Origin of the sequence: Streptomyces nymphaeiformis, from assembly GCF_014203895.1 — a bacterium.
Lineage (GTDB): Bacteria > Actinomycetota > Actinomycetes > Streptomycetales > Streptomycetaceae > Streptomyces > Streptomyces nymphaeiformis.
Genome location: NZ_JACHJY010000005.1, coordinates 652,729 through 672,201 on the forward strand (window position 1 = coordinate 652,729; position 19,473 = coordinate 672,201).

Genomic DNA, 19,473 nt, shown 5'->3' on the forward strand with positions numbered 1-19,473 from the left:
ACGGACGAGGGACGCTCCAGCATAACGGGCGAATCGAACACGCCCGTACGGAACGTCACGGAGCTCACCCCTGGCCGAGCAGCCTCGGGGTGAGCGCGCCGCAGGGCAGCAGGTCGACCTCGGCCCCGGCGTCCCGCAGGTCCGTCAGGACCAGCTCGTCGTACATGAGGAGGCCGGACTGCTCGGGCCAGACGATCGCCCACAGCCACAGGCCGCGCGCCTCGCCCGCGAAGACCGCGCGGTCCTGCGGGGCGCCGGTGACGTGCCAGAGCGGCGTGGGCCGCCCCGCGGCGAGCATCTTCACCTGGGGCGGCTTGTCGATGGCCATGCCGGAGCCGGGATCGAGGCCGTCGATGCCGGCGTACCGCGCGCCGAGTCCGACGCCGAGCTCCTCGGCGACCAGGAGCAGCTCGCCGATCCCGCCGAGCGGGCCGGGCCCCGAGCAGGCGACGGCCGTCGCGCGTCCGCCGCTGCGGTCGTCCCCGGCGTACGCGACACCGGTGAAGAGCCAGCCGACGGGGAGGGGCCACGGCATCCACACCGGGACGTGGGACCTGTTCACCACGACCCCGAGGCCCTCGACGCTGGGCGGGATCACGGGCTGGAGCGGGTGCACCGAGCCGTGCACATCACACTGCCAGGAGTCGGCGAAGAGACCGGGCGCCCTGACCCGGCCACCGCACTTCGGACAACTGGGTTCGCCCCTCATAGGTCTCAACGGTCCTAGCTCTTCCGCCCCGCGTCAAGGACGACCGCGAACGATCACCCGTCCGGCCCGGACCGTTCACCCAGGGCGTCCGCCGCCGGCGGTTCAGTCCAGATCCACGGACCTGCGCAGCGGATCGCGCAGGTCCGTCCCCTTGGCCAGCCAGCGCTCCTCCAGGGCCTTCGCCCCGTGCACCCGCTTCCACGCGGCCTCGTTGGAGGTCATCGGGAGCAGCGGCAGGAAACGCACCGGGTCCATCGGCTCGTCGAGCTCCAGGTCCTCGACCAGACCGCCCGACTCGGCGACGAGCACCGAGCTGAAGGGGGCGCCGGGCCAGAGCGGGTCGCCGACGTCGAGCGAGGCGCCCGGGGCCACGACGACGCCCTCGACCTGCGGGGTGGCGGCGAGGACCGCGAGCGGGCGCAGCACCTTGTCGGTGTCGGCGAGCCCGCCCCGTACGGTCAGGACGAGCTCCGCGCGCGGGCCCTTCACCGGGTCGGCGAGCGCGGAGGTCGGATCGGCCATCGGCTGTGCGGACATCCCGAGGGTCGCGTACCGCACGAGGTCGCCGTCGACGAAGCGCAGCACCTCGATCCGGTCCGTGCCGAGGAAGGTGACCGCGGCCCGCGCGTCCGGTTCGCCGAGCGCCGTACGCAGCCGGGCCTCGACGAGTGCAAGAACTTCTCCCATGCGGGGAGCATAGATCGCGTATGGAACGGGCAAAGGAAGGGATTGACCCTCTGTCGGCTGATAGTGTTGGCCACTGGTCGGGATTCCCGACTGCTCGTCACACGTCATCCCCCACAGGGGACCGGCCGGAGGAGGTGGGACTGCGATGGACCGAAGTCGATCGGGCAGTACCAGCCGCTCTTCCGCCGCTCCGCACCCCAGCCCGGTGCTCTCTTTCCGGTGACGTCCGGGTCCGGCACGGACCCGCCCCTCCCGGCATCTCGCACGACGGAAGAGCAATTTTCGCCTTTCCCTGTCTGTAGCGACCGCCGTCACCGCGCCCCCTTCGGTGCCGCCCGCTTTGTGGACGACGCACGTCTCCGTCCCCATTCCGGGCTGTGCCACGCTCGCGCGCCGACGGCTGATCCGTGAAGGAGCACAGCCATGTCGATGATCCGCGACCTCACCGCCGCCGTCCGCCCGAGCCTGCGGCACACCCTCCGCAAGACCCCCACCACGTACACCTCGTACGACCCCACCCGCGACCACTCGGCCTCCAGCGCCGTGGTCGACTGCGCCGTCTACCGCGACGGACGCCGGGTCGACGACCGCGCCTGCCTGACGCCGCGCGGCGCGATGCGCCAGGTGCGGGAGAGCGGCGGCTTCGCGTGGATCGGCCTGCACGAGCCGACCGAGGCCGAATTCGCCGGTATCGCCGCCGAGTTCGGGCTGCACCCGCTCGCCGTCGAGGACGCCGTCCACGCCCACCAGCGGCCCAAGCTGGAGCGGTACGACGACACCCTCTTCACCGTCTTCAAGACCATCCACTACGTCGAGCACGCCGAACTCACCGCGACCAGCGAGGTCGTCGAGACCGGCGAGGTCATGGTCTTCACCGGCCCCGACTTCGTCATCACCGTCCGGCACGGCGGCCAGGGCTCCCTGCGCAACCTCCGCCACCGCCTCCAGGGCGAGCCGGAGCTCCTCGCCAAGGGCCCCTCCTCGGTCCTGCACGCCATCGCCGACCACGTCGTCGACGGCTACATCGCGGTCGCCGACGCCGTCGAGCTGGACATCGACCAGCTGGAGATCGACGTCTTCTCGCCGGCCGCCAAGGGCTCCACCCGCGGCGCCGACACCGGCCGGATCTACCAGCTCAAGCGCGAGGTGCTGGAGTTCAAGCGGGCCGTCACGCCGCTGCTGCGCCCGATGCAGCTGCTCTCCGAGCGGCCGATGCGACTCGTCGACCCCGACATCCAGAAGTACTTCCGGGACGTCGCCGACCACCTCGCCCGCGTCCAGGAGCAGGTCTTGGGCTTCGACGAGCTCCTCAACTCGATCCTCCAGGCCAACCTGGCGCAGGCGACCGTCGCGCAGAACGAGGACATGCGCAAGATCACCTCGTGGGCGGCGATCGTCGCCGTCCCCACGGCGGTCTGCGGCGTGTACGGCATGAACTTCAAGTACATGCCGGAGCTGGAGTGGAAGTACGGCTACCCGATGGTGCTCGGCGCCATCGCCGTCATCTGCTTCACCATCCACCGCACCCTCAAGCGCAACGGCTGGCTGTAGATAGGCTTCGGCCATGACCGACACGCTGCTCACCGGCGCCCTCGTCGAGGAGGCCACCAAGAAGTCCGGCCTCGTCTGGGTGCGGGGCACCGGCCCCGCCCGCGCGCTCTGGCACGTCTGGCACGACGGCGCCGCGCACGTCGTCGGCGACGGCCCCGGCGAGCAGCCGCTGCCGGGCCTGGTGGACGGCGGCACGGCCGAGGTGACCGTCCGCAGCAAGGACAAGGGCGGCCGGCTCGTCGCCTGGACCGCCGCCGTCCATGAGGTCTCCCCCGGCACGGAGGAGTGGGACGCGGCGGTCGCCGAGCTGAAGGGCAAGCGGCTCAACGCCCCCGACGGCGAGGCCATGCCGGAGCGCTGGGCGCGCGAGTGCCGCGTGGTGCGCCTCGACCCCCGCTCCTCGACCACGGAGCTCCCGGACGGCTCCCTGGCCGCCGTCCCGCTGCCGACGGCGGCCAACACCCGCCGGCCGATCCCGGCGGGCCTGCCGAAGCTGCTCCTCCGGAAGAAGAAGCGCTAGGCCCTAGGTACGGGGCAGCTGCTTGCCGTAGTCGAGGGTCTCCTCCTTCGACGGCGCGGCCAGCGGGAAGTCCTTGTTCCACTCGGACAGCACCACCACGCCCGCTCCCCCGCCCCGCGCGAACTGCACGGGGTACGGCACGCCGTCCAGGGACACGTCGAGCGTGCCGCCCTCGCCGTCGGCCCCGCCCTTGACCTTGACCGTGCGGACCCCGCCGATCTGGTCCCGGTCGCCCTTGACCTTCTCGCCGTGCAGGCCGATCAGACCGTCGAGGAGCGGCCCCATCTCCGTGAAGCCGCGCAGCTGCTTGTACGAGGGGTCGCCCTGCGGGACCTTCACGTACTTGTCGCCGAGCGTGTCGGCGGCCTCGGAACCCGCCTCCGCGGCCCCGTGGGTCGCCTGGTCGTCGTGGTCCCAGAACCCCGCGTCGGCCTTCAGGTAGAGCGCGTCGCCGACCCGCAGCAGCTCGAAGGTGCTGTTCTTCGTCGTCACCGAGCCGGTGGCGCCGTCCTGCTTGAGGCGCATGTTCAGCTTGAACGTGCCGCCCTTGCTGACCAGCGTGCCGGAGAGCCGGACCGCCTTCGCCGCGTCCGCCGCGGTCTGCGCCTTGCTCTCGATCTCGGGCGCGGAGAGTCTCCCCACCCCGTTCGTCCCCTCGTCCGGGTCCGCGGCGCAGGCCGTGAGTCCCACCGTCAGTCCGGCGCAGAGCGCCAGGGGCGTGACGGCCCTGCGGATACGCGATGACGGGGTACGAACGGTCATCTGCGCTGCCTCTCGTGTCATGGGGGGGGCGACGGGCGCGGCCCGTACGGGGATGCCGGGGACGGCCCCGCTCCGGCCGGGCGGAGGGGCCGGGTCCGGTGCCGGGGGCCGATGGGGGAACGGCAGACCGCAGCGTACCCGGGACAGGTGAAGGGCCCCGCAGGCAGCCGTACGGAGGCACTGCCGGGGCGGGGCGGAACGGCACGGGCTAGCCTGAACCCGGCAAAGCTCTGCAATCCCCGGCAAAGCTCTGCGGGAACTCGCATCGGCGACTCGAATCGTGCGGAACCGAGGAGGCGCGTGGCATGGCGGCAGGCGCCCCCCGGATCTTCGTCTCCCATCTCGCCGGAGTCCCCGTCTTCGACCCCGTCGGCGACCAGGTCGGCCGCGTCAGCGACCTCGTGGCCATGCTCCGCGTCGGCCGCAGGCCGCCCCGGCTGCTCGGCATGGTCGTGGAGGTGCTGAGCCGCCGCCGCGTCTTCGTCCCCATGACCCGGATCACCGGCGTCGCCTCCGGCCAGGTCATCACCACCGGCGTCGTCAACATGCGGCGCTTCGAGCGGCGCCCCACCGAGCGGCTCGTCCTCGGCGAGCTCCTCGACCGGCGCGTGACCCTCGTCGAGTCGGGCGAGGAGGTCACCGTCCTCGACGTCGCCATCCAGCAGCTGCCCGCCCGCCGCGACTGGGAGATCGACAAGGTCTTCGTCCGCAAGGGCAAGGGCGGGGTCCTGAGCCGCAAGGGCGAGACGCTGACCGTCGAGTGGTCGGCCGTCACCGGCTTCTCCCTGGAGGAGCACGGGCAGGGCGCCGAGAACCTGCTCGCCACCTTCGAGAAGCTGCGCCCCGCCGACCTCGCCAACGCCCTGCACCACCTCTCCCCCAAACGGCGCGTCGAGGTCGCCGCCGCCCTCGACGACGACCGGCTCGCCGACGTCCTGGAGGAGCTGCCCGAGGACGACCAGGTCGAGATCCTCGGCAAGCTCAAGGAGGAGCGCGCCGCCGACGTCCTGGAGGCGATGGACCCGGACGACGCCGCCGACCTGCTGTCCGAGCTGCCCGAGGAGGACCAGGAACGGCTGCTCACCCTGATGCAGCCGGACGACGCGGCCGACGTGCGCCGGCTCCTGGCGTACGAGGAGCGCACGGCGGGCGGTCTGATGACGACCGAGCCGATCGTGCTGCGCCCGGACGCCACCGTCGCGGACGCGCTGGCCCGGGTCCGCCAGCAGGACCTGTCGCCGGCTCTCGCCGCGCAGGTGTACGTGTGCCGGCCGCCGGACGAGACGCCGACCGGGAAGTACCTGGGCACGGTGCACTTCCAGCGGCTGCTTCGCGACCCGCCGTTCACGCTGGTCAGCTCGATCGTGGACAGCGACCTGCCGCCGCTCGGCCCGGACACCCCGCTGCCGGCCGTGACCAGCTACCTCGCCGCGTACAACATGGTCGCCGCGCCCGTCGTCGACGAGAGCGGCTCGCTGCTCGGCGCGGTCACCGTCGACGACGTGCTCGACCACCTGCTGCCGGACGACTGGCGGGAGACCGAGTTCCACGAGGAGGGGTCCGGACATGGCCGCTGAACGCACCCAGGACCGGGAGCGGTCCGTGCCCCGCATCCGGCTCGACCTGCCGCGCGAGCGGCGGACCCGGCTGCTCCCCGAGTACGACCCCGAGGCCTTCGGGCGGCTCTCGGAGCGGATCGCCCGCTTCCTGGGCACGGGCAGGTTCCTGGTCTGGATGACCCTGACGGTCGTCGTCTGGATCGGGTGGAACGTCTTCGCGCCGTCGTCGCTGCGGTTCGACGAGTACCCCTTCATCTTCCTGACGCTCGCCCTGTCCCTCCAGGCCTCGTACGCGGCCCCGCTGATCCTGCTCGCGCAGAACCGGCAGGACGACCGGGACCGGGTCAACCTCGAACAGGACCGGAAGCAGAACGAGCGGTCGATCGCGGACACCGAGTACCTGACCCGGGAGATCGCGGCGCTGCGGATGGGCCTCGGCGAGGTCGCCACCCGCGACTGGATCCGCTCGGAGCTCCAGGACCTCATCAAGGAGATGGAGGAGCGCCGGGATCTATTCCCGTCCGGCGAGGACCGGGGAAGTGACGTACCCGACCGTTGACAGCCCTTTCATGCGCCCGTGGTCCGCGCCGTACCATCGTCGGTATGGCTACGGAAGACGCGGTGCTCGAAGCACTGGCGACGGTGAACGACCCTGAGATCAACAAGCCGATCACTGAGCTCGGCATGGTCAAGTCGGTGGAGATCGAACCGGACGGCAGGGTCGCCGTCACGGTCTACCTGACGGTCTCCGGGTGCCCGATGCGCGAGACCATCACGCAGCGCGTGACCGAGGCCGTCTCCCGGGTCGAGGGCGTCACCTCCGTCGACGTCTCGCTCGACGTGATGAGCGACGAGCAGCGCAAGGAGCTGGCGGCGGCTCTGCGCGGCACGAGCGCCGAGCGCGAGGTGCCCTTCGCGAAGCCGGGCTCGCTGACCCGGGTGTACGCGGTGGCGTCCGGCAAGGGCGGCGTCGGCAAGTCCTCCGTGACCGTGAACCTGGCCGCGGCGATGGCCGCCGACGGTCTGAAGGTCGGTGTCGTCGACGCCGACATCTACGGCCACAGCGTGCCGCGGATGCTGGGCGCGGACGGCCGTCCGACCCAGGTCGAGAACATGATCATGCCGCCGTCGGCGAACGGCGTGAAGGTCATCTCCATCGGCATGTTCACCCCGGGCAACGCGCCCGTCGTGTGGCGCGGCCCGATGCTGCACCGCGCGCTCCAGCAGTTCCTCGCGGACGTGTACTGGGGCGACCTGGACGTCCTGCTGCTCGACCTGCCCCCGGGCACCGGCGACATCGCGATCTCGGTCGCGCAGCTCGTGCCGAACGCGGAGATCCTCGTCGTCACGACCCCGCAGCAGGCCGCTGCCGAGGTCGCCGAGCGGGCCGGCTCGATCGCCGTGCAGACCCACCAGAAGATCGTCGGCGTCGTCGAGAACATGGCGGGCCTGCCGTGTCCGCACTGCGACGAGATGGTCGACGTGTTCGGCACGGGCGGCGGCCAGAAGGTCGCGGACGGCCTGACGCAGACCACGGGCGCGACGGTCCCGGTCCTCGGCTCGATCCCGATCGACGTACGGCTCCGCGAGGGCGGCGACGACGGCAAGCCGGTCGTCCTCTCCGACCCCGACTCCCCGGCGGGCGCGGCGCTCCGCGCCATCGCGGGCAAGCTCGGCGGCCGCCAGCGCGGCCTGTCGGGCATGAGCCTGGGCATCACGCCGCGCAACAAGTTCTGACACGACACGGCGAAGGGCGCCCCCCGACGGGGGCGCCCTTCGCCGTGTCTAGGCGCCGTACGCGCCGAGGTCCTTCACCTGCGAGAAACCGAGCCCGTACGCGCTCATCCCCCGCCCGTACGCCCCGATGTGCACATCCCCCGCGGACCCGGCGAGCACCCACCCGAACTCGGACTCCCGGTAGTGGAACGGCACCGGCACGCCGTCCACGGGCAGCGAGAGGCTCGTCCAGGCCGGCCCGTCGAGGTCGTCGGCGAGCTCGAAGGCCGTCTCGGTCTGCTGGTCCAGCCAGTGGTCCCGCAGCGCGTGGTCGAGCGAGGCGGGCCAGGTGTGGGCGAGGAGCCCGGAGCCGGCCAGCCAGGCGGCCGAGGAGACCGTGGTGGCGTCCAGGACGCCGGTGCCGTCCCCGGTGCGGCGGACGGGGTTCGCGGCCACCGTCACGACGACGGCGAAGCGCTCCTTCTCCGCGCCGCCGGCCTCGGACTTTATCGACGGCTCGTCACCGTGGCCCAGCGAGCCGTGCTGGACGGTGCCGTCCGCCGCCGTACCGACCTGCATCAGCCGGCGCGGGCCGGTGAACGCCTCGTCCAGCCCGTACCAGGCGAAGGGTGCGCGCAGAAAGCCATCGGCTTCCACCCGACTCGTCGTCTTCATTCCGGCCGCCTCCTCGTTCCGTCAACAGAGGGAGGATAGCCACCAGGGAGGAGCGGGTCGGTGACAGGCCGTCGTCAGGTGGCGTCCGAGTCGTACGGAGGACGCTCAGCGGCGCCCGGATCGTCCCGCTTGTCCTGCTTCTTCAGCAGGTCCGGGGAGCCGTTGACCGCGGTGGGCGCGGCCGAGGGCGCGGGTGCGGTCTCGCGGCCGTGGACGGCGTCGGCGACCTCGTTCATCTCCTTCTTGAGGTCGAACGTGCCGCGCAGCTCCTTGAGCTCCTTGAGGTCCTCGTTGTTCTCCAGCTGCTTGCGGAGGAACGTCTTGGGGTTGAGGTCCTCGAACTCGAAGTCCTTGAACTCCGGACCGAGCTCGCTGCGGATGTCCTGCTTCGCGCTGTCGGAGAACTCGCGGATCTTCCGGATGAAGCGCGAGACGTCCTGGATCACCTTCGGGAGCTTGTCCGGCCCGAAGACGAGCACGGCGAGGACCACGAGCGTCACCAGCTCGAGTGCGCCTATGTCGCTGAACACCTAGTAGCTCCTTCACGCCGGTCCAGGGCCCGGTCCACGGTACCCGCCCAAACTGTCGGACGGGTACCTCGTGGCGTCCGCGACGTGGCGCTCAGGTGCCCTGCGAGGATCCGAGCGTCAACGTCTTTGTCAGCTCTTTGCCGTCGCGGCTCAGGGTGAGCTCCAGCTTGTCGCCGGGACGGTGGGCGCGGATCTTCACGATGAGCTCCTCGCCGTTGTGCACGCGCTGGCCGTCGACCCGGGTGATGACGTCCCCCGGGCGGAGTCCGGCCTTGGCGGCGGGGCCGCCGGCGGTGACGGAGGCGGAGCCGTCCTTGCCCTTCTCGCCGACGCGGGCGCCGTCGCCGTTGAACTGCATGTCGAGGCTCACACCGATGACGGGGTGGGTGGCCTTGCCGGTGTTGATGAGCTCCTCGGCGACGCGCTTGCCCTGGTTGATCGGTATGGCGAAGCCGAGACCGATGGAGCCGGGCTGGCTCGCGCCGCCCTCGCCGTCGCCGGAGCCGCCGCCGGCGGCGCGGATCGCGCTGTTGATGCCGACGACCCGGGCCTTGGAGTCGAGCAGCGGGCCGCCGGAGTTGCCGGGGTTGATCGGGGCGTCGGTCTGCAGCGCGTCGACGTAGCTGATGTCGCTGCCGTCGCCCTTCTCGCCGCCGGCGGTGATCGGGCGCTCCTTGGCGCTGATGATGCCGGAGGTGACGGTGTTGGACAGGTCGAAGGGGGCGCCGATGGCGACGACGGGGTCGCCGACGCGGACGTTGTCGGAGTTGCCGAGCGGGAGCGCCTTGAGGCCGGAGACGCCGGTGACCTGGACGACGGCCAGGTCGTAGCCGGTGTCCTTGCCGATGAGCTTGGCGCGGGCGGTCTCGCCGCTGGAGAAGGTCACCGAGATGTCGCCGGAGGACGCGGCGCCGTCGACGACGTGGTTGTTGGTAAGGATGTGGCCCTTGTTGTCGAGGACGAAGCCGGTGCCGGTGCCGGAGGAGCCGTTGCCCCGGACGTGCAGGGTGACGACGCCGGGCAGGGCGCTGGCGGCGATGCCGGCGACGCTGTCGGGGGCGCGGCCGGTGTCCCCGGCCTCGGCCTGCGGCAGCTCGACGGTGGTGAGCCCGCCGTTCCGCTCGACGTACGCGCCGATGCCGCCGCCGATGACGCCGGTGACCAGGGCGAAGACGAGCGCCCCGGCGAGGGCGAGCCCCTTGCGGGACTTCTTCGCGGGCGCGGGCGCGGCACCCGGGGCGCCCCAGGGGTCGTACTGCACCCAGGGCGCGGCGGCGACGACCTGCGGCTGCGGCTGGACGTGCGCCTGCGGGTGCGGGTGCGCCTGAGGCGGTACGGAGGCGGCCGGGCGCTGCACGGGCGGCGCGGGCGCCCAGGGCCCCGGCTCGCCGTAGGGCGGCGTGCGGTACTCGTCGGGCGTGTGCAACGGCTGCCGCGCGGGCGCGTGCCCCTCGGCCCCGACGAGCACGGGGGCCGACTCCGCCGGAGGTACGACGGCGGGCTCGGACGCGGGGGCCGGCTCCGCCGGGGATGCGGCGGGAACAGCGGGCGCGGCGGACTCCGGCGCGGGCGCGGATTTCGTCATATCCACGGCCGGCGCGGGGGCCGACTCCGCGGGGGGCACGACGGCGGACTCCGACGCGGGCACAGCGGTCGGCTCCGCCGGGGAGGCGGCGTCAGCCGCCGCGGGCGCGGCGGTCGGCTCCGCCTGAGGTGCGGCGGCGGGCGCGGGCACGGTGGCCGGCTCCGCCGCAGGTGCGGCGGCGGGCGCGGGCACGGTGGCCGGCTCCGCCGCAGGTGCGGCGGCGGACTCCGGCGCGGGCGCGGACTTCGTCATATTCACGGCGGGGGCCTGCGGCTCCCCCGCCGGCCCGGCCTCGGCTGCCGCGGGCTCCGCCGCGACCGGCTCGGATTCCACAGCCTCGGGCGCGGCCGGAGCGGGCGGCTCCTGATTCGGGGTCGGCTGGGGCGCGGGCAGCGGGAAGTCGCCGTCGGCCTCCTCGGGTATGCGTGCCGCCTCCGGTGCGCTCGAAGGCCGGCTCCACCAGTTCGGCTTCCCGTTGTTCATGCTCTCCCCGCAACCGCTGACCCGTCCGCGCCCCTGGGTCGGGCGCCCTGCCCCTGGATTCAACCAGGTCGCGGGTCAGCGGTGGGAGCCGAGCGGTCCGGTCGTCGGGCTCGCCATCGGGCTGGGCCCGGGGGCGAAGGCCAACTGGAGGGCCGGGGCCGTCGGCCGTATGAACGGCGAGAGCGCCAGGAGCGACTGCGGGACCTGGTTCCGGAGGCGTACGGCCACGAACGGCGCGGCGGCGGAGTGCACCGCGTCCGGCGGGACCGCGCCCGACGGGACCGTGCCCTGGGCCGCGGCGACGACCGGGCCCTGCGGGACCGCGGCCGGGGTCACCGCGGCGAGCGGCTCGGCGTCGCCGACGGACGGGGCGCCCGAACGCTCGCCGGAACGCGCGCCGCGCCCGGTCGCGACGCTCGGACCGCCGCCGCCGGTCGTGGTGGTCCGCAGCGGCGTGACCGCGCTGCCGGCACCCTGGCCGCCGCGCGCGCTCGCGCTCACCGAGGTCTCCAGGGGCAGCGTGCCGCCGAGGGCGATCGCCGCGAACGACACGGCGCTGGCCGCGGCGAACGCGAAGCGCCGCCCCCGGCCGGAGGTCCCGGCGGGGCGGTAGCCGACGCTGTGGATGCCGAAGGCCGCCCCGGGGGTGCCGGGGCGCGGGGTGACGACGGCGGCGGTGGCGAAGCCGTCCGACTTCACTCCGCCCGCGCCGAGGAGCTCTTCGAGCGGGCCGCGCGGCCCGCCGGGCTCACCGGGACCCCCGGGAAGGCCCTGGAGCCGGGCGAGGAAGCCCTCGGAGGGCGGTGGAGGGGCCGCGGAGGCGAAGACGCTCTTCAGCGTGCGCTGGGCGTCCGCCTCGGCCTTGCAGCGGGCGCAGGTCGCCAGGTGCGCGAGGACCCGCTCGCGGGCGTCGTGGCCGAGTTCGCCGTCGACGAGCGCGGCCAGCCGGTCCCCGAGGTGGTGTTCCGCGGGGGTCGGCGACGGGGGACGTGTGCCGCTCACGCTGTCGACGCCTCCCATCCGACGGAGGCGAGGGCACGCTCCGCCCGGGCCTCGGGCGAGCGGTGCTTGAGCGCCTTGCGCAGGTGGGAGCGGCCGCGGTGGATGCGGCTGCGGACGGTGCCGAGCTTCACCCCGAGGGTCGCGGCGATCTCCTCGTACGAGAGGCCTTCGATGTCGCAGAGGACGACCGCCGCGCGGAACTCGGGCGCGAGGGTGTCGAGGGCCTGCTGCACGTCGGCGTCGAAGTGCGTGTCGTTGAACGCCTGCTGCGGCGAGGGCTCGCGGCTGGGCAGCCGCTCGGCCGCGTCGTCGGCGAGCGCGTCGAAGCGGATGCGCTGCTTGCGGCGGACCATGTCGAGGAACAGGTTGGTGGTGATGCGGTGCAGCCAGCCCTCGAAGGTGCCCGGGGTGTACGTCGACAGCGAGCGGAAGACGCGGACGAAGACCTCCTGGGTCAGGTCCTCGGCGTCGTGCTGGTTGCCCGTCAGGCGGTAGGCGAGGCGGTAGACCCGGCCACTGTGCGTGCTGACGATCTCCTCCCAGGTGGGAGGGGTCCACGCCTGCGATTCCGCGTCCGATGCGAAGGTCGCGGTGGTGGGAGCGGAGTCGGTGGTGCGGAAACGGTCAGCGGTGTCGGTCACGGATTTCGGCTCACCCGCCGACCTGAGAAGACGCCGAAGCACTCCTCCCCGATCCACAAGCGCAGCCGCACCTCCCCTGTCGGCTCTGGTGGTGTCCAGTGGAGCCCCTACCATAGCCACCTCGCCCGTTAGCTCCGGATAAGAATCTTTACGCGAATTTGGAACCGGCTCGCCCGGCGTCCTCCTCCGCGTCCTTCCCCTGGTGAACGCCCGGTCCCATCTGCGGGTTCCCGCTGACAGCGGATACAGTCACCGTTGCGTCAACTACGGGGACAGGAGAGGGCCATTACCGCCAACCGGTCGACGAGCTGGTCGTTCGCCGACGCCTTCGTCGCCGAGGACGAAGCCCTGCGCTGGGCCCGTGAGCGGGCCCGGGAGGCAGGGCTGCCCTCGGTGTCCCCGGGCACCGGTGGGGCGCTGCGCCTGCTCGCGGCGACGGCGGACGCCAAGGCGGTGGCGGAGATCGGCACCGGCACGGGCGTGTCCGGCATCTACCTGCTGCTCGGGATGCGGCCGGACGGCGTGCTGACGACGGTGGACCTCCAGCCGGAGCGGCAGCAGCTGGCCAAGACGGCGTTCCGGGCGGCGGGCTTCGCGGGCAACCGGGCCCGTTTCATCCCCGGCCGCGCCCTGGACGTGCTGCCGCGGCTCGCGGACGGCGGGTACGACCTGGTGTTCTGCGACGGCGACCGGCTCGAGTACCTGGACTATCTCGCTGAATCGTTGCGCCTGCTGCGACCGGGGGGTCTCGTCTGCTTCGAGGGCGTCTTCGCGGAGGGCCGCACGGTCGATTCGGGCGCCCAGCCGGCGGAGGTCCAGCGGGTCCGGGAGCTACTGCGCGCGGTGCGGGAGAGCCAGGAGCTCGTGCCCTCACTGCTGCCGGTGGGCGACGGCCTGCTGTGCGCGGTACGCCGCGGCTGAGGACTCCCCGAGCACTCCCCGGGCCGCACCGCCTCGGCCCGCACCGCCGATCGGAGGGCGTACCGCCCCCGGAGACACCGCTGCCCCGGGACGGCGGACCGTACCGGGGCAGCGCTCAGGAATCGTGGAGAAGAGGGTCAGCCGACGACCTTCTTGAGGGCGTCGCCCAGCGCCTCGGCCTCGTCCGGGGTCAGCTCGACGACAAGCCGACCGCCGCCTTCGAGCGGAACGCGCATGACGATGCCCCGCCCCTCCTTGGTCACCTCGAGCGGGCCGTCACCCGTCCGCGGCTTCATGGCCGCCATGCTTGTTCCCCTTCCTGAAACCAGCTCATCGTCAGCCGGGCAGCTCCTTGGTGTGGAGCACGCGTCACCGGCTTCGAACACATTGCTTCCAGGTCATTATCCCGCATGGCAGGACCCGATGACCAACATCGCTCGGCATCGCTTGCGCAACGCGCTCTCTCAAAACCCCACATTTCGGGGATCGGCCTGCGATACTGCGCCGCTCGGCGTCGGAACGTCTCCCTTCAATCTTTGACGCAGCTCACATGGGCGACGCGGGTGATCTCCGCCATGCTGGGCGGGTCAACCACGCAATGAGGCGAAGGGATCCCGATGGCCGACACGGTGCTGTACGAGGTGAGCGACGGGCTCGCCACCATCACGCTCAACCGGCCCGAGGCCATGAACGCGCTGAACGTGGCGACCAAGGTCGCCCTCCGTGACGCCGCGGAGACGGCCGCGGCCGATCCGGCCGTACGGGCGGTGCTGCTGACGGCCGCCGGCGACCGGGCGTTCTGCGTGGGCCAGGACCTGAAGGAGCACATCGGGCTGCTCGCGGCGGACCAGGAGTCCGGCACGAGCGAGACCATGAACACGGTCCGTGACCACTACAACCCGATCGTGCGCGCGCTCACCGGCATGCGCAAGCCGGTCGTCGCGGGCGTGAACGGCGTCGCCGCCGGGGCCGGCTTCGGCTTCGCGCTCGCCGCCGACTACCGGGTGGTCGCGGACACGGCCTCCTTCAGCACCGCCTTCGCGGGCGTGGCGCTCACCGCCGACTCGGGCGTGTCGTGGACGCTGCCGCGCCTCATCGGCGCGAGCCGGGCCTCCGACCTGCTGCTCTTCCCGCGCTCGATCTCCGCGCAGGAGGCGTACGAGCTGGGCGTCGTGAACCGCCTGGTCCCGGCCGCCGACCTGGCCGCCGAGGCGGAGAAGGTGGCCCGGAAGCTCGCGGCGGGCCCGACCGTGGCGTACGCGGCGCTGAAGGAGTCCCTCGCCTACGGCGCCGACCACTCCCTCACGGAAGCCCTCGACAAGGAGGAGGAGCTGCAGACCCTGGCGGGCGCCTCGGAGGACCACACGATCGCGGTCCGCGCGTTCATCGCGAAGGAGAAGCCGCGGTATCTGGGCCGCTGAGCAGCCCCGGAACCCGTTCGTACGGTGGGTGGGCGGGTCTATAGGATCCGCTCACCACTTGTACGCACACACCTGGGGGGTTCCGTGCGTCCTTCTCCTTCCGCGCGCCTTCTTCGCGGCGCGCTCACGGCGGGCGCGGCCCTGGGCCTGTCCGCCACCGTCCTGTCCTCGCCGGCGCAGGCGACGGACGGCTGGGACCGGTGTCCCGACAACGCCGTGTGCGGCTTCAGCCAGCCGCTGTACCAGGGCGACATGATCGTGATCCGGAAGCCGATGCTGTCGCTCGGCTCCTGGGACAACCGCATCCGGTCCTTCATCGTGAGGCTTCCCGGGTTCTCCGACGCGGCCTGCTTCTTCCCGCGGCCGGGGCTCGACCCCGAGGGCTCCACGCACTTCTACACGTCGGAGTCCTTCGACGAGAGCGCCTACCCGGAGCTCGACCGGGCGGTCAGCTCCGTGGACATCGGCCCCGAGGCGGACGACTTCTGCGGCTCCGAGAGCCGCTATCCGGTCCTCTACGACAACCCGCGTCCGCGTCCCGCCACGCTCCCGGCGTCCGGCGCCTTCGGCGACCTGAACAACGACGGGTACGCCGACGTCGCCGCGCGCAACCTGGTCGGCCAGCTGTGGACGTCCCACGCCTACACGAGCCCCGGCCGGAACCTGCTCATCGGCGGCGGCTGGGAGGGCATGACCAAGCTGACCCGGCACGGCGACTACGACGGCGACCGCAACGAGGACGTCCTCGCCCGCGACAAGGCCGGCGTCCTCTGGCTCTACCCCGGCAACGGCCAGGGCTGGTTCAAGCCCCGCGTCAAGATCGGCGGCGGCTGGAACACCATGCGGGACCTCGCCGCGGCCGGTGACCTCACCGGCGACGGCAAGGCCGACCTGCTCGCCTCCGACGGCGACGGCGTCCTGTGGACCTACCCGGGCAACGGCCGCGGCTGGTTCGGCGCCCGCAAGAAGGTCGGCGGCGGCTGGAAGGCGGTCAACGAGCTCGTCGGCGCGGGCGACATGAACTCCGACAAGAAGGCCGACCTGGTCGCCCGCGACACCGCGGGCAAGCTCTGGCTCTACCCGGGCAACGGCCGCGGCTGGTTCACCACGCGCAAGCTCATCGGCACCGGCGGCTGGAACAGCCACGCCGAGCTGGCCGGCCTCGGCGACGTCACCGGCGACGGCCGCCCCGACGTGGTGGCGCACGGCCCCGGCAGGGAGTCCTACGAGGGCCGGGTCCGGCTCCGGGTCTACCCCGGCACCGCCGACGGGCACCTCCTCGCGCCCCGGGACCTCGGCACTCTCCGGTCCGTCGGCTTCGCCTTCTGACTCTTCCTCTTCGTGAACGGATTCCGATCCATGATCCGCAGCAACCGGGGCCGTCGCGCCCTGGCCGCCGCCGTCACCACGGCGGCGTCCCTCGCGACCCTCATGACCACCGCGCCCCCGGCCTCCGCCGGCGAGGAGCGCTGCCCGTCCGGGCGGCTGTGCGTCTTCCAGTACCGCGACTACAAGGGCGAGATGAAGATCATCTCGTCCAGCCAGTCCACCCTCGGCGCCTGGGACAACACGATCTCCAGCGTCGTCAACAACTCCGCGCTGCACGCCGTGCTCAACGTCGACGCGAACTACCGGGGCGGCGACTCCCTGGTCATGGACCCGCACAACGGCGGGGTCAGCTTCGACGGCTCGGTCATGGGCCAGCTCGACAACCGGATCAGCTCGATCCGCGTGGCGACCACCGCCTGGGAGGCCAGCAGCGGCGTCGCGTGGATGGACTGGTGGCCGCAGGAGAAGCGTCCCACCGGCCTTCCCGCCGCCGCGCAGTTCGGCGACCTGAACAACGACTCCCGGCCCGACCTCCTCGAGCGGGCCGACGACGGCCGACTGTGGTACCTCCACGGCTACTCGGCCAGCTGGGACACCCCGCCCAAGGGCGTGCTGATCGGCGGCGGCTGGAACGCCATGACGCAGATCGTCCGCCACGGCGACTATGACGGCGACCGCAACGAGGACGTCTTCGCGCGCGACCGGTCCGGCGTCCTCTGGTTCTACCCGGGCAACGGGCGCGGCTACTTCAAGCCCCGCGTGAAGATCGGCAGCGGCTGGAACACCATGAAGGAGATCAAGGCCGTCGGCGACATCACCGGTGACGGCCGCCGCGACCTGGTCGCCCGGGACACCGCCGGTGTCCTGTGGACGTACCCGGGCAACGGCCACGGCTGGTTCGGCGCCCGCAAGAAGGTCGGCGGCGGCTGGAACGCCATGAACCGGCTCGTGGCGCCCGGCGACATGACCGGCGACGGCAAGTCCGACCTGGTCGCCCGAGACGGCTCGCGCGGACTCTGGCTCTACCCCGGCAACGGTCGGGGCGCCTTCGGCGCCCGCACCAAGCTGCCGTACGCCTGGCCGTCGGACGCCCCCGTCTTCTCCGTCGGCGACGTGACGGGCGACGGCAAGTCGGACCTGATGCGTCCGATCGACTGGAACCAGCTCTACGTCTACGCCGGCAACGGCCGCGGTGGCATCGGCAGCCCGCAGGCCGACATGGGCTGGGACACCGCCGAGCGCGTCCACGTCTTCTGACGGACCCGCACCCGGGGCGCCCCTACCGGTCGCCCCGGGCCACGCACCCCTTCAGATGGTCGTCGACCAGCCCGCAGGCCTGCATCAGGGCGTACGCCGTGGTGGGGCCGATGAAGCGGAGGCCGCGCTTCTTGAGGGCCTTGGACAGGGCCGTCGACTCGTCCGTGACCGCGGGGACCTCCGCGATCGTGAGCGGCGCCGAGCGGGTCGCCGGGTCCGGGGCGTACGACCAGATCAGCGCGTCGAGCTCGCCCGGCGACCAGTCGGCCAGCAGCTTCGCGTTGGCCAGGGTCGCGTCGACCTTGGCGCGGTTGCGGATGATGCCCTCGTCGGCGAGGAGCCGCTCGCGGTCCGCCTCGCCGAACGCGGCGACCGAGGCGATCTCGAAGCCGGCGAAGGCGCGCCGGAAGCCCTCGCGGCGGCGCAGGATCGTGATCCACGACAGGCCCGACTGGAAGGCCTCGAGGCACAGCCGCTCGAACAGCGCGTCGTCGCCGTGGACCGGGCGGCCCCACTCCTCGTCGTGGTACGCGACGTAGTCCTCGGTCGACAGGCCCCAGGGGCAGCGCAGCCGCCCGTCGGGCCCGGGGACCGCCCCGCCCGTCACTTCTCGCCGCCCTCGGTGTCGGCGTCACCGCCGGGGGCCGCGCCCGCGAGCGCCTCCTCCAGCTCGGCGATCCGGGCGTCGCGCTCCGCGAGCTCGGCGCCGAGCCGTACGAGGACGTCGTCCACGTCGGCCATCCGGTAGCCGCGCGCCGCGACGGGGAGGCGCAGCGCCTCGACGTCGGCGCGGTCCACCGGGCGGGCGGCCGGGAGCGGGTCGACGAGCTGCTCGGGCGCCGCCTCGGGCAGCACCTCGCTGTCGCCGCCGCCGACCACGGCGAGGGTCACCGCGGCCACGACCACGACCATCGTGATGAGCAGAAACCAGAACACTGCGCGCCTCTCCCCGGAGTGGAAAACGTCCCGTGCCGATCGTGCCATGCGCCACCGACAGTTAGGGTCGCAGGCGAACGGACGCGAGGGAGGACATAAGGGATGCTGCGCTTGGGACGGCGTGAATTCGGGCCGCACGAGCCGGTGATCATGGCGATCGTGAACCGGACGCCCGACTCCTTCTACGACCAGGGCGCGACCTTCCGCGACGAGCCGGCGCTCGCCCGGGTCGAGCAGGCCGTGGCGGAGGGGGCGGCGATCATCGACATCGGCGGGGTGAAGGCGGGCCCCGGCGAGGAGGTGACGGCCGAGGAGGAGGCGCGGCGCACGGTCGGCTTCGTCGCCGAGGTCCGCAGGCGCCACCCCGACGTGGTGATCAGCGTCGACACCTGGCGGGCGGACGTCGGCGAGGCGGTGTGCGAGGCCGGGGCGGACGTCCTGAACGACGCCTGGGGCGGCGTCGACCCGCGGCTCGCCGAGGTCGCCGCGAAGTACGGCGCGGGGCTCGTCTGCACGCACGCGGGCGGCGCGGAGCCGCGGACGCGACCGCACCGGGTGGAGTACGAGGACGTGATGGCCGACATCCTGCGCGTCACGGTGGGCCTCGCGGAGCGCGCGGCCTCGCTCGGCGTGCGGCGGGACGGGATCATGATCGACCCCGGTCACGACTTCGGGAAGAACACCCGGCACAGCCTGGAGGCGACGCGGCGCCTCGGTGAGATGGCGGAGACGGGGTGGCCCGTCCTCGTGTCCCTGTCGAACAAGGACTTCGTGGGCGAGACCCTGGACCGGCCGGTCAAGGAGCGGGTCCTCGGCACGTTGGCGACGACGGCGGTGTCGGCGTGGCTGGGGGCGCAGGTGTACCGGGTCCACGAGGTCGCGGAGACGCGGCAGGTCCTCGACATGGTGGCGTCGATCGCCGGCCACCGGCAGCCGGCCGTGGCCCGGCGCGGGCTGGCGTAGCGCCCGCCCCTCACAGAACCGCCGCAACCGCCGCACCCGGCCCCACTCCCAGGGGACCGGGTGCGGCGTTTTCGTACCCTTCTCCGCCCAACTCGCGGCAGCCTCACGCCACTTCTTCGCCGCAACGGGTTCCGTCACGCCCCTTCCCGTCGCCATGTGACGTGTGAAATTGTACCTCCGCTCCGCCGCCAATTGACGGAGCTCCGTCAATCAATCCCCCACTGTG

At 72.6% G+C, this 19,473-nt stretch carries 21 protein-coding genes; 10 read left to right on the top strand and 11 right to left on the bottom strand.

Annotated features, from left to right (window positions below; all coding sequences use genetic code 11):
• Positions 1–64: 64 nt before the first annotated feature.
• Both GGE06_RS20405 and GGE06_RS20410 read right to left on the bottom strand, forming a co-directional pair.
• Positions 65–709, bottom strand: coding sequence for a DUF6758 family protein (locus GGE06_RS20405; RefSeq protein WP_116158993.1), 645 nt, complete (start codon positions 707–709; stop codon positions 65–67).
• Between the two features lie 102 nt (positions 710–811).
• Positions 812–1,396: a suppressor of fused domain protein gene (locus GGE06_RS20410; RefSeq protein WP_116158994.1), complete on the bottom strand. Its 585-nt coding sequence runs from the start codon at positions 1,394–1,396 to the stop codon at positions 812–814.
• A gap of 423 nt (positions 1,397–1,819) precedes the next feature.
• Between GGE06_RS20410 and GGE06_RS20415 the strand changes: the two genes are divergently transcribed.
• Positions 1,820–2,947 (top strand): magnesium and cobalt transport protein CorA, encoded by a 1,128-nt coding sequence (locus tag GGE06_RS20415; RefSeq protein WP_184931414.1) that lies wholly within the window; start codon positions 1,820–1,822, stop codon positions 2,945–2,947.
• A gap of 13 nt (positions 2,948–2,960) precedes the next feature.
• Entirely contained in the window at positions 2,961–3,467 is a 507-nt protein-coding gene (locus GGE06_RS20420) for a hypothetical protein (protein WP_116158996.1), read from the top strand.
• Positions 3,468–3,470: 3 nt separating this feature from the next.
• On the opposite strand, the gene GGE06_RS20425 is transcribed toward GGE06_RS20420, so the two are convergent.
• Positions 3,471–4,229 carry a hypothetical protein gene (locus GGE06_RS20425; protein ID WP_116158997.1) on the bottom strand — a complete coding sequence of 253 codons (759 nt, stop codon included), beginning with the start codon at positions 4,227–4,229 and terminating at the stop codon, positions 3,471–3,473.
• A 305-nt stretch (positions 4,230–4,534) separates the two neighbouring features.
• Between GGE06_RS20425 and GGE06_RS20430 the strand changes: the two genes are divergently transcribed.
• From GGE06_RS20430 to GGE06_RS20440, 3 genes are read left to right on the top strand one after another with little or no spacing between them, the layout of a single operon-like run.
• Positions 4,535–5,806, top strand: coding sequence for a magnesium transporter MgtE N-terminal domain-containing protein (locus GGE06_RS20430; RefSeq protein WP_116158998.1), 1,272 nt, complete (start codon positions 4,535–4,537; stop codon positions 5,804–5,806).
• Positions 5,796–6,347, top strand: a complete 552-nt coding sequence (locus GGE06_RS20435) for a DUF1003 domain-containing protein (protein WP_116158999.1) — start codon at positions 5,796–5,798, stop codon at positions 6,345–6,347. Before GGE06_RS20430 ends, GGE06_RS20435 begins: the two co-directional genes overlap by 11 nt.
• 44 nt (positions 6,348–6,391) lie before the next feature.
• Positions 6,392–7,525, top strand: coding sequence for an Mrp/NBP35 family ATP-binding protein (locus GGE06_RS20440; protein WP_116159000.1), 1,134 nt, complete (start codon positions 6,392–6,394; stop codon positions 7,523–7,525).
• 48 nt (positions 7,526–7,573) lie between these two features.
• Here GGE06_RS20440 and GGE06_RS20445 read toward each other — a convergent pair whose 3' ends face one another.
• The 5 genes from GGE06_RS20445 to sigE all read right to left on the bottom strand — a co-directional run bounded on the left by GGE06_RS20445 (position 7,574) and on the right by sigE (position 12,534).
• The gene (locus GGE06_RS20445; protein WP_116159001.1) at positions 7,574–8,179 is read right to left on the bottom strand and encodes a hypothetical protein; all 606 of its coding nucleotides are present in this window, start codon (positions 8,177–8,179) and stop codon (positions 7,574–7,576) included.
• Positions 8,180–8,253: 74 nt separating this feature from the next.
• Complete coding sequence (locus GGE06_RS20450) at positions 8,254–8,709, bottom strand: sec-independent translocase (RefSeq protein WP_116159002.1); 456 nt, start codon at positions 8,707–8,709, stop codon at positions 8,254–8,256.
• Between the two features lie 91 nt (positions 8,710–8,800).
• Positions 8,801–10,777, bottom strand: coding sequence for a S1C family serine protease (locus GGE06_RS20455; RefSeq protein ID WP_184931415.1), 1,977 nt, complete (start codon positions 10,775–10,777; stop codon positions 8,801–8,803).
• A 75-nt stretch (positions 10,778–10,852) separates the two neighbouring features.
• Entirely contained in the window at positions 10,853–11,779 is a 927-nt protein-coding gene (locus tag GGE06_RS20460) for an anti-sigma factor family protein (RefSeq protein WP_184931416.1), read from the bottom strand.
• Positions 11,776–12,534, bottom strand: coding sequence for an RNA polymerase sigma factor SigE (gene sigE / locus GGE06_RS20465; RefSeq protein WP_116159005.1), 759 nt, complete (start codon positions 12,532–12,534; stop codon positions 11,776–11,778). Before sigE ends, GGE06_RS20460 begins: the two co-directional genes overlap by 4 nt.
• 141 nt (positions 12,535–12,675) lie before the next feature.
• Here sigE and GGE06_RS20470 point away from each other — a divergent pair, with 141 nt between their 5' ends.
• Positions 12,676–13,341: an O-methyltransferase gene (locus GGE06_RS20470; protein WP_116159006.1), complete on the top strand. Its 666-nt coding sequence runs from the start codon at positions 12,676–12,678 to the stop codon at positions 13,339–13,341.
• A 137-nt stretch (positions 13,342–13,478) separates the two neighbouring features.
• On the opposite strand, the gene GGE06_RS20475 is transcribed toward GGE06_RS20470, so the two are convergent.
• Positions 13,479–13,646, bottom strand: coding sequence for a DUF3117 domain-containing protein (locus GGE06_RS20475; protein ID WP_009997451.1), 168 nt, complete (start codon positions 13,644–13,646; stop codon positions 13,479–13,481).
• 312 nt (positions 13,647–13,958) lie between these two features.
• On the opposite strand from GGE06_RS20475, the gene chcB reads away from it, so the two are divergent.
• From chcB to GGE06_RS20490, 3 genes are all read left to right on the top strand, one after another.
• The gene (gene chcB / locus GGE06_RS20480; RefSeq protein ID WP_184931417.1) at positions 13,959–14,762 is read left to right on the top strand and encodes a 2-cyclohexenylcarbonyl CoA isomerase; all 804 of its coding nucleotides are present in this window, start codon (positions 13,959–13,961) and stop codon (positions 14,760–14,762) included.
• 84 nt (positions 14,763–14,846) lie between these two features.
• Positions 14,847–16,091, top strand: a complete 1,245-nt coding sequence (locus tag GGE06_RS20485) for an FG-GAP-like repeat-containing protein (RefSeq protein WP_184931418.1) — start codon at positions 14,847–14,849, stop codon at positions 16,089–16,091.
• Between the two features lie 30 nt (positions 16,092–16,121).
• Positions 16,122–17,348 (top strand): FG-GAP-like repeat-containing protein, encoded by a 1,227-nt coding sequence (locus GGE06_RS20490; protein ID WP_116159009.1) that lies wholly within the window; start codon positions 16,122–16,124, stop codon positions 17,346–17,348.
• Positions 17,349–17,370: 22 nt separating this feature from the next.
• Here the strand turns inward: GGE06_RS20490 and GGE06_RS20495 are convergent, their stop codons facing one another.
• Positions 17,371–17,955, bottom strand: coding sequence for a DNA-3-methyladenine glycosylase I (locus tag GGE06_RS20495; RefSeq protein ID WP_184931419.1), 585 nt, complete (start codon positions 17,953–17,955; stop codon positions 17,371–17,373).
• Positions 17,952–18,284, bottom strand: a complete 333-nt coding sequence (locus tag GGE06_RS20500; RefSeq protein WP_116159011.1) for a hypothetical protein — start codon at positions 18,282–18,284, stop codon at positions 17,952–17,954. Before GGE06_RS20500 ends, GGE06_RS20495 begins: the two co-directional genes overlap by 4 nt.
• Positions 18,285–18,386: 102 nt before the next feature.
• Between GGE06_RS20500 and folP the strand changes: the two genes are divergently transcribed.
• Entirely contained in the window at positions 18,387–19,247 is an 861-nt protein-coding gene (folP, locus tag GGE06_RS20505) for a dihydropteroate synthase (RefSeq protein WP_116159012.1), read from the top strand.
• The last annotated feature ends 226 nt before the right edge of the window (positions 19,248–19,473 follow it).

Bases quoted from the DNA above. Each gene is read 5' to 3' on its own strand.
- GGE06_RS20405 (WP_116158993.1), bottom strand. From the start codon at position 709: ATGAGGGGCGAACCCAGTTGTCCGAAGTGCGGTGGCCGGGTCAGGGCG.
- GGE06_RS20475 (WP_009997451.1), bottom strand. From the start codon at position 13,646: ATGGCGGCCATGAAGCCGCGGACGGGTGACGGCCCGCTCGAGGTGACC.
- GGE06_RS20440 (WP_116159000.1), top strand. From the start codon at position 6,392: ATGGCTACGGAAGACGCGGTGCTCGAAGCACTGGCGACGGTGAACGAC.
- sigE (WP_116159005.1), bottom strand. From the start codon at position 12,534: ATGGTAGGGGCTCCACTGGACACCACCAGAGCCGACAGGGGAGGTGCG.
- GGE06_RS20430 (WP_116158998.1), top strand. From the start codon at position 4,535: ATGGCGGCAGGCGCCCCCCGGATCTTCGTCTCCCATCTCGCCGGAGTC.
- GGE06_RS20490 (WP_116159009.1), top strand. From the start codon at position 16,122: ATGATCCGCAGCAACCGGGGCCGTCGCGCCCTGGCCGCCGCCGTCACC.
- folP (WP_116159012.1), top strand. From the start codon at position 18,387: ATGCTGCGCTTGGGACGGCGTGAATTCGGGCCGCACGAGCCGGTGATC.
- GGE06_RS20420 (WP_116158996.1), top strand. From the start codon at position 2,961: ATGACCGACACGCTGCTCACCGGCGCCCTCGTCGAGGAGGCCACCAAG.
- GGE06_RS20435 (WP_116158999.1), top strand. From the start codon at position 5,796: ATGGCCGCTGAACGCACCCAGGACCGGGAGCGGTCCGTGCCCCGCATC.
- chcB (WP_184931417.1), top strand. From the start codon at position 13,959: ATGGCCGACACGGTGCTGTACGAGGTGAGCGACGGGCTCGCCACCATC.
- GGE06_RS20410 (WP_116158994.1), bottom strand. From the start codon at position 1,396: ATGGGAGAAGTTCTTGCACTCGTCGAGGCCCGGCTGCGTACGGCGCTC.
- GGE06_RS20425 (WP_116158997.1), bottom strand. From the start codon at position 4,229: ATGACCGTTCGTACCCCGTCATCGCGTATCCGCAGGGCCGTCACGCCC.
- GGE06_RS20415 (WP_184931414.1), top strand. From the start codon at position 1,820: ATGTCGATGATCCGCGACCTCACCGCCGCCGTCCGCCCGAGCCTGCGG.
- GGE06_RS20445 (WP_116159001.1), bottom strand. From the start codon at position 8,179: ATGAAGACGACGAGTCGGGTGGAAGCCGATGGCTTTCTGCGCGCACCC.
- GGE06_RS20455 (WP_184931415.1), bottom strand. From the start codon at position 10,777: ATGAACAACGGGAAGCCGAACTGGTGGAGCCGGCCTTCGAGCGCACCG.